Here is a 6,385-nt window from a genome sequence, read left to right on the forward strand (position 1 = left end):
CACCCAATTGAGTGCAGCAATATAGGGGCGGTCGTGCGCATTGCCGTACCGGCACCACGAAAGAATTGTGGCGTCTAACTGGTTTATGTTGTAGAACCAGTTTTTATCTATTTTACTGGACCAGAAAGCGATGCCACGCAAACCGGGAACTGTGGAGATTCCATCGCTCGGCATGCTGGACCGGGCCGCAGGCCATCTCGGACGACAACTCGCGCAGGCGCTGCGCGACGCCGTCCGGCGTGGCGATCTACAACCGGGCGAGGTGCTTCCGTCCACGCGCGCGCTAGCTGCGTCCCTGCGTGTTGCCCGTGGAACCGTCATAGAGGCATTCGAGCAACTCATTGCCGAAGGTTTCCTGGAATCGCAACCTAGGGCCGATACTCGGGTCGCGCAGGCATTGACCTCGCCCGCTTCTGCCCAGGAACGGATTCCGACTGTTAAAGCCGGACCGATTCCAGAACGCGCGCAGCTGTTTGCCCAGGTTGCCCGTCAGTTTCCAGAGGTACCGCAAGCGCCTTTTGCCGTCTCGGTACCTGTGGGACCTGCCGCTCCAGACGATGCATGGCGACGGCTCGGCAACCGGCTCCGCGCACGCGGAGCCGGTGCGCCCGCAGGATATGGCGATCCTCAAGGCGCGCGGGCGTTGCGCGAAGCGGTAGCCGACTACGTCAGGAAGTCGCGGTCGGTTCGCTGCGAGGCCGAGCAGGTGATCATCACAAGTGGCACGCAACAGGGCCTTTTCCTTGCATGTCAGGTTCTGCTCGATGACGACGCATCGGCGTGGGTAGAAGATCCGGCATACAGGGGCATTACTGCGATCCTCGAAAGTACCGGCCGCCCTGAACGTATGATCCGGGTGCCTGTCGATGCGGACGGGTTAAACGTCGACGAAGGCATCAGGCTTGGCCCGCATGCACGGGCGGCGTTCGTCACGTCATCGCACCAGTACCCGCTGGGAATGCCATTGAGCATGGCGAGGCGAGAAGCGCTGCTGGCCTGGGCTCGCGCAAATAACGCATGGGTGGTCGAGGACGACTACGACAGCGAACTGAGATACGCGGGGCATCCGTTTCCATCCCTCCAAGGGCTCGACCCGGACCGCGTGATTTATCTCGGCACCTTTAGCAAAATCCTGTTCCCTTCGTTGCGGCTCGGTTATGTCATTGCTCCGCCCAATCTGGTGGAGGCGTTCTGCGGCGCGCGGGTACTGATGGACCGCAACCCTCCAAACGCAGATCAGCACGTACTTGCTGCGTTCATCGCAGAAGGTCACTTGAATCGTCATATCCGGCGCATACGTACCGTCTATGCGGACCGTCGCGCCTGCATCATCAACAATATCGAACGATGGTTGCCGAAAGACGTCGCATGGTTACAACCCAGCGATCAGGGCATGCACCTCGTGCTATGGCTGGGTGGGGGCATTGACGACTTTTCCGTTGCGGCTCTGGCAGCGGAAAGCGGAGTCGTCGTACGAGCGGTGTCCTCCATGTATGCCGGTCGACGAGGTCCGATGGGCTTGATATTGGGTCTTGGCGGCTTCAGCGACGACGAAATCGAAGCCGCTACCCAACGCCTCACCGCGTGTATCGGGACCGTCGCAAAAGCTGCCTCAGGCGCTCGGTGAAGCAATTAGCCAGCTTGGCTGGCCTGAGGGCTGCGTCCAACGCGTGGCGCGCGCTGTCTATTACCTAGCGCACCTCTGCTAGATCTGCGATCAGTCCCGGCCCCTTCGGCTGCCATGCCAATCGTTCCTGCGTGAGCGCGCTGGATGCGGGCATGTCGGTGCCGACGAATGCACTGAACCAACCGAAGTGCGCGGGTGCATCGGCCGCGGCAATGCTCTTTACCGGTAGGTTCAGACCACGACCAATGGCCTCTGCAATGGTTCGCAGTGGTACGCCCTCCTCGGCAACCGCATGGTATCGGCTGCCTGTCGCGCGTTTCTCCAACGCCAGAACGTATAAATGGGCGGCGTCACTGAGGTGCACGGCAGCCCAGCGGTTGAGCCCGTCGTCGACGTAGGCGGAAACGCCTTTTTCGCGAGCTAGTCTAGTTAAGTAGCTGATGAGCCCCTGCTTAACGGGATTGTGAACTTGCGGAAGACGCATCACCGATACCCTGACGCCACGCTGCGCCAGCGCGACGGCGGTCAATTCCGAAGCCTTGCGTGGGTTCGGCTGGTCGGGATTGAAGTTATCTTCCGTCGCGAGCTTGCCGGGCACGGCGGCACCCAGCACGGCAACGGAGGTAATGATTAAAGCGCGGTCCGACCCGTGCAGCACGGAACCCATTGCTTCGACAGCTTGCCGGTCTGCTTCACAGTTCGCCACCATCTTCGAAAAGTCGTGATTGAAGGCCGTGTGGATGACACCATCTGCCAAGCCTGCGCCGCGGCGTAGGCTGTCGAGGTCTTCAATATCGCCACGGTGCACGTCGGCGCCCATAGCGGCGAGCGACTGGGCACCCGTCTCCGACCGCGTCAGTCCAAGCACCTGATGGCCCGCGTTGATGAGTTCGTGAACGATGGCTGTACCAATAAAGCCAGTGGCACCAGTTACAAAAATACGCATGATGAATTCGCCTTTACGTGGATTGACGGCTGCAGTCGCAGTCCAGCAATACCGAATGTAGGCGGTGCTCGTGATACGATCAATGTCGTCTAGTCCGTATTTTTGGATCAAACGTCCGGGAACATCATGGATCCACTCTCAGACTTGTTGTCTTTGCTAAAGCCTCGCAGCGTTGTATCGGGCGGCCTTGGGATGAGTTGCAGCTCGGCGATTCAATGGCAACAACATGACGGCATCAAATGCTATGCCGTAGTCTCCGGTCAATGCTGGTTATCGGTGGACGGCGTCAGCGAGCCGGTGCTTCTCACGGCTGGCGACTGCTACTTGTTGCCACCTGGACCGCCTTTCTGTCTTGCCACGGACCTATCGATAAAGCCTGTCGACTTCAGTCTGCCTCTTATAGCGGGGCGATTGGGGAGGGGTATCTCCAGCAGCGAAGAAGAGGGTTGTTATCTCGTCGGCGGCCATTTTCTACTCACCGGTGGCCACGCCGACATGCTGTTGAGCTCGCTGCCGCCCATCGTCCATATCCGCAAGGAGTCGGATAAGGCGGCGATGCGTTGGTCGCTGGAGCGCATGGCCGAAGAAGTACGCGACCGGCAGCCGGGCGCGTCTTTGATCTCACAGCAACTCGCCTTCATGATGCTGGTTCAAGCACTGCGCCTGCATCTGGCCGATGCGGCAAGTACCGGCGTTGGCTGGTTCTTCGCATTGGCAGATAAACAGCTGAGCGTAGCCCTCTCCTGCATGCACGATGACCCTGGACATCCGTGGACGTTACAGAAGCTGGCCGTGCGCATAGGCATGTCGCGCTCGACTTTTGCGCTGCGCTTCAAGGAGACGGTTGGAACATCACCGATGGAGTACCTGACTCGTTGGCGAATGCTGTTGGCATGCGATCGACTGAAAAATTCAGGCGAGTCAATTCCGCGTATCGCTACATCGCTGGGCTACGAGTCCGAAAGCGCGTTCGGCAAAGCTTTCAAACGCGTCATCGGCTGTTCGCCCAGGCAGCATAGCCGGCAGACCGCGGCCACTACATCGCGGCCACTGGTCGAGGTTGGACTTGGAGCAAATGTGGCAAGACCATCTGCCTAGATGCCGTTCTGCCATGCAATGATCGCCAGCCAGAGCAGAACGAGAATTGATGCTGGGCTTAGCCAAACCGGCCGGAGAAAAGGCGATGCGAAGGTATAGCCGAAAAGAAACGCGCCAGCCGGCAAGCCGATCAACATTGCCGCAGCAGATCCTTGCAGCGATGCCACGACGATCCAGATCCCGGCAAAGATATGTCCCCCAAGGCGAACGTAATCGGCAACGGCGCGTGGAACGCGATTGATAATCATGGCACCGGTCGTGACGTCGAGCACCAACCAGCTATAGCCGGCGGCTCTCGCCCATTCGGGAGCCGGGAGCTTCGCAACCAGAAAAAAAGTAGCGAGATGAAAGAAAATACCCAGGTATTCCGGCCATCGACTGCCTGGCGCAAGCTTGAACGACGCTACAACGGGAGCAAACAGGATGAAAGCGGTGAGCGCGACGGCGCGCACAGAAATCGAGAGTAGCGGATCAACCATATTTATTTCCTTGCAAAGCGTTCATCGACCGCGACACCCCCTTGTACCCACGGCCGACGATGGTGACTTCCGGTGTGGCGTCGCACCGGATTGCCGCACGCTCCAGAGCATCAGCCAGCGTATGAGCGTCTTCCGGATTGCCCGGCATCGAGCGCATGTCGACCACCAACCCTTCGTTGTGTGTCGTCGTGATCGGCACTTTCACACCAACTCGTAAGGCGTGCGTGCCTTGTCGGCGTTGAACTCGTGGGCGGAAGCTATCTAGCCAAATTTCGTCCGTCAACGACGGATTTTCGTGCAGTACCCGTCCAGCTTGCTCTGCGAATGCGCACGACATCGACTCTCCCCTAGCGCGGCACGGAAACCACTCCCGGCCACCCGCTCTTAGTGTCAAGGCGTAATGAATGCAGACAGCAAGGCAGCCACTTGGTGCGGCTTCTCGATTGGCGGCAGGTGCCCACATTCAGGAATGACATGGAGTTTCGATTCTCGGACCAGGTTTTGAATCTCATAGGACAGATGAACCGGCGTGACCCGATCTTCCTTACCAACCACCACGATGGTCGGAATGTCAATCGTTGACAGGACGGGCCGCAAATCGCAGCGAGCAAGAACGGCCAGATTTTGCTGTATGTAAGCTTGCGGGCCAACCCGGATACTCATGCCAACCAACTCGCCGCGCACGTCTTCGGGGGTCGATGGATGCACGAGCGATTTGAGGCTGCGCTCTGCCGTCCGCTGAAAGCCGCTGGTCATGCCGACGTATAAGTTGGCGAGGCGACGATGCATCCCTCGCCAAAAACTGTCGGGCCGTGCGCTGGTGTCGATCAACGCCAGTCGCGTAACCCGTCGGGCGGCAATTCTCATGAGCTCCAGCGCCACCATTCCGCCCATAGACATACCCGCCAGAGCAAAGCGATCCGGGGCCTGGGCTAGAATGCGATGCGCCATGCCCTCAAGAGCTACATCGCTGAGCGTATCACCAACGAGACAGTCGATCTTCCCGTCCAGCGCAGCAATTGTTCTGTCCCAGACGGTGGCATCGCTGCAGAGGCCCGGTATCATCACAAGTGTTTCCATCGGATCGATGCATCCTAGATTGAAAAATGAGGATGCTGCACCCTCCACCTACTTGAAGGTCAAGTTCATGCGCATCGGGCTACTTGCATCGCAAACTGGGATCAACGCGACCCGAATTCGCTTTTACGAGGCCCGCGGGTTGCTTCCGAAGCCCGGGCGGTCCTCGAACGGGTATAGAGAATATGACGCGCGGGCGATGGAGATTTTGCTGTTCATCGACCGGGGCCGCCGCCTTGGTTTTTCTCTAACCGAGGTGAAATCGCACCTCTCGTCCCCGCACTATGCACAAGGATAAACGGCGAACCTACCGTCTCATTCGGAACTTCGACATCGGACCGGGTTTGTTAAGGCTTGTCCAACGCCTGCCCGCATGCGCCGTCGCGCGCTTACGCGGCAGCAGACAAGCCGGGAGATACCGAAGTAGTACCTTCCGTGCTGCTCAAGCAGGGTGGGTAGTCGAAAACTTAAGGGCGGTTGTCAAGACAGGAAGCAGATGCATACCCATCGCCGACAATCGATATTCGACTCGTAGAGGCTTCTCACAGAAATCAATCCTCTCCACCAACCCAGCCTCGGCTAGCTCGCGGAGATGCTGGGTGAGCATTTTTTGCGAGATCCCTGGCAAGTCCCTTTTCAAGTGCAAAGTACGTATTGACGGGTCGGCGTAGAGCCTGAAAAGGATGGGCAGTTTCCAGCGGCCGTGGATCATCCGTATCACCCTAGTCACGTGCGCGACCGCTCCGTCCGGTCCAAGGCAGGCCTCCCGTTTTTCTTGCGGGGTAGGCACATAAAGGTGCGTACTTGTTTCATCCATCAACTCCCCCTAACCTAAAAGATCCTCGGAACTAAAAATAGGTCACGTCCAATGGACTTGCAATTGTATGGCAGAAAGGCACTCGTCACAGGAAGCAGCAAAGGGATTGGCGAAGCCATTGCAAAGAAACTCGCAATAGAGAAGGCAATCGTCATCATCCATGGCCGCGATAAAGCGCAGGCTGAGAAAGTGGCGAATGATATTACCGCGCTGGGGGGGCACGCCTATGTTGTGATCGGAGACCTCACGCACGACGACGATGTGCAGCGTTTGGTCGAGGATGCGGTAAAGCTCGCAGGCCCTATCGATATCCTGGTCAACAATGCCGGCGGCTCGGGGGG

Annotated in this window: 8 protein-coding genes and 1 pseudogene; 4 read left to right on the plus strand and 5 right to left on the minus strand. The window is 58.5% G+C overall.

The window, feature by feature from the left end; genetic code table 11:
- Window positions 1-130 precede the first annotated feature (130 nt).
- Window positions 131-1,627, plus strand: a complete 1,497-nt coding sequence (locus tag GSQ77_RS26950) for a PLP-dependent aminotransferase family protein (protein ID WP_158906838.1) — start codon at window positions 131-133, stop codon at window positions 1,625-1,627.
- A gap of 64 nt (window positions 1,628-1,691) precedes the next feature.
- Here the strand turns inward: GSQ77_RS26950 and GSQ77_RS26955 are convergent, their stop codons facing one another.
- Window positions 1,692-2,573, minus strand: a complete 882-nt coding sequence (locus GSQ77_RS26955) for an SDR family oxidoreductase (RefSeq protein WP_158906841.1) — start codon at window positions 2,571-2,573, stop codon at window positions 1,692-1,694.
- A gap of 126 nt (window positions 2,574-2,699) precedes the next feature.
- Here GSQ77_RS26955 and GSQ77_RS26960 point away from each other — a divergent pair, with 126 nt between their 5' ends.
- Window positions 2,700-3,671: an AraC family transcriptional regulator gene (locus GSQ77_RS26960; protein ID WP_158906843.1), complete on the plus strand. Its 972-nt coding sequence runs from the start codon at window positions 2,700-2,702 to the stop codon at window positions 3,669-3,671.
- Here the strand turns inward: GSQ77_RS26960 and GSQ77_RS26965 are convergent.
- From GSQ77_RS26965 to GSQ77_RS26975, 3 genes and pseudogenes are all read right to left on the minus strand, one after another.
- Window positions 3,668-4,150: a hypothetical protein gene (locus GSQ77_RS26965; RefSeq protein ID WP_158906845.1), complete on the minus strand. Its 483-nt coding sequence runs from the start codon at window positions 4,148-4,150 to the stop codon at window positions 3,668-3,670. The two genes, GSQ77_RS26960 and GSQ77_RS26965, sit on opposite strands and share 4 nt — an antisense overlap.
- A 34-nt stretch (window positions 4,151-4,184) precedes the next feature.
- Window positions 4,185-4,358, minus strand: a pseudogene (locus GSQ77_RS29230) (IS5/IS1182 family transposase); the annotation flags it as partial.
- Between the two features lie 182 nt (window positions 4,359-4,540).
- The gene (locus GSQ77_RS26975; RefSeq protein WP_158906849.1) at window positions 4,541-5,230 is read right to left on the minus strand and encodes an alpha/beta fold hydrolase; all 690 of its coding nucleotides are present in this window, start codon (window positions 5,228-5,230) and stop codon (window positions 4,541-4,543) included.
- Window positions 5,231-5,297: 67 nt separating this feature from the next.
- Here GSQ77_RS26975 and GSQ77_RS30040 point away from each other — a divergent pair, with 67 nt between their 5' ends.
- Window positions 5,298-5,525: a MerR family transcriptional regulator gene (locus GSQ77_RS30040; RefSeq protein WP_367889706.1), complete on the plus strand. Its 228-nt coding sequence runs from the start codon at window positions 5,298-5,300 to the stop codon at window positions 5,523-5,525.
- A 144-nt stretch (window positions 5,526-5,669) separates the two neighbouring features.
- On the opposite strand, the gene GSQ77_RS26985 is transcribed toward GSQ77_RS30040, so the two are convergent.
- Complete coding sequence (locus tag GSQ77_RS26985; RefSeq protein ID WP_158906853.1) at window positions 5,670-6,044, minus strand: helix-turn-helix domain-containing protein; 375 nt, start codon at window positions 6,042-6,044, stop codon at window positions 5,670-5,672.
- A gap of 51 nt (window positions 6,045-6,095) precedes the next feature.
- On the opposite strand from GSQ77_RS26985, the gene GSQ77_RS26990 reads away from it, so the two are divergent.
- On the plus strand, window positions 6,096-6,385 hold a 290-nt coding region (locus tag GSQ77_RS26990), incomplete at its 3' end, for an SDR family NAD(P)-dependent oxidoreductase (protein WP_158906855.1).

Source organism: Burkholderia sp. L27(2015), from assembly GCF_009765705.1.
In the GTDB taxonomy this organism is placed as follows: domain Bacteria; phylum Pseudomonadota; class Gammaproteobacteria; order Burkholderiales; family Burkholderiaceae; genus LMUX01.

What these genes read in the sequence shown, in the direction of transcription:
- GSQ77_RS26950 (WP_158906838.1), top strand. Translation starts at nt 131, where the DNA reads ATGCCACGCAAACCGGGAACTGTGGAGATTCCATCGCTCGGCATGCTG.
- GSQ77_RS26955 (WP_158906841.1), bottom strand. Translation starts at nt 2,573, where the DNA reads ATGCGTATTTTTGTAACTGGTGCCACTGGCTTTATTGGTACAGCCATC.
- GSQ77_RS26960 (WP_158906843.1), top strand. Translation starts at nt 2,700, where the DNA reads ATGGATCCACTCTCAGACTTGTTGTCTTTGCTAAAGCCTCGCAGCGTT.
- GSQ77_RS26965 (WP_158906845.1), bottom strand. Translation starts at nt 4,150, where the DNA reads ATGGTTGATCCGCTACTCTCGATTTCTGTGCGCGCCGTCGCGCTCACC.
- GSQ77_RS26975 (WP_158906849.1), bottom strand. Translation starts at nt 5,230, where the DNA reads ATGGAAACACTTGTGATGATACCGGGCCTCTGCAGCGATGCCACCGTC.
- GSQ77_RS30040 (WP_367889706.1), top strand. Translation starts at nt 5,298, where the DNA reads ATGCGCATCGGGCTACTTGCATCGCAAACTGGGATCAACGCGACCCGA.
- GSQ77_RS26985 (WP_158906853.1), bottom strand. Translation starts at nt 6,044, where the DNA reads ATGGATGAAACAAGTACGCACCTTTATGTGCCTACCCCGCAAGAAAAA.